The following is a 361-nucleotide window of genomic DNA, read 5'->3' as shown; positions in this document are numbered from 1 at the left end:
ACTGGGCTCTTCAATGCCGGCAATTTCAACACCGGCATCGCCAACCCCGGGTCGTACAACACGGGCAGCTTCAATGTCGGTGACACCAACACCGGTGGTTTCAACCCGGGCAGCATCAACACCGGCTGGTTCAACACCGGCAACGCCAACACCGGCGTCGCCAATTCGGGCACCGTCAACACCGGCGCCTTCATCACCGGCAACGACAGCAACGGCATCTTGTGGCGAGGCAACTTCGAGGGCCTGTTCGGCCTGAACGTCGGCATCACGATTCCCGAATTCCCGATCCACTGGACTTCAACCGGCGGCATCGGCCCCATTATCATCCCGGACACCACGATCCTTCCCCCCATCCACCTGG

At 61.2% G+C, this 361-nt stretch carries 1 protein-coding gene; it reads left to right on the top strand.

What is annotated here, in order from left to right; all coding sequences use genetic code 11:
* The coding region (locus tag BST12_RS29605; protein ID WP_139802111.1) for a pentapeptide repeat-containing protein at window positions 1-361 on the top strand (361 nt) is incomplete at both ends.

It is taken from the genome of Mycobacterium angelicum, from assembly GCF_002086155.1.
In the GTDB taxonomy this organism is placed as follows: domain Bacteria; phylum Actinomycetota; class Actinomycetes; order Mycobacteriales; family Mycobacteriaceae; genus Mycobacterium; species Mycobacterium angelicum.
The sequence above is the reverse complement of the archived record's forward strand: the minus strand, read 5'-3'. Positions and strand labels throughout refer to the sequence as shown.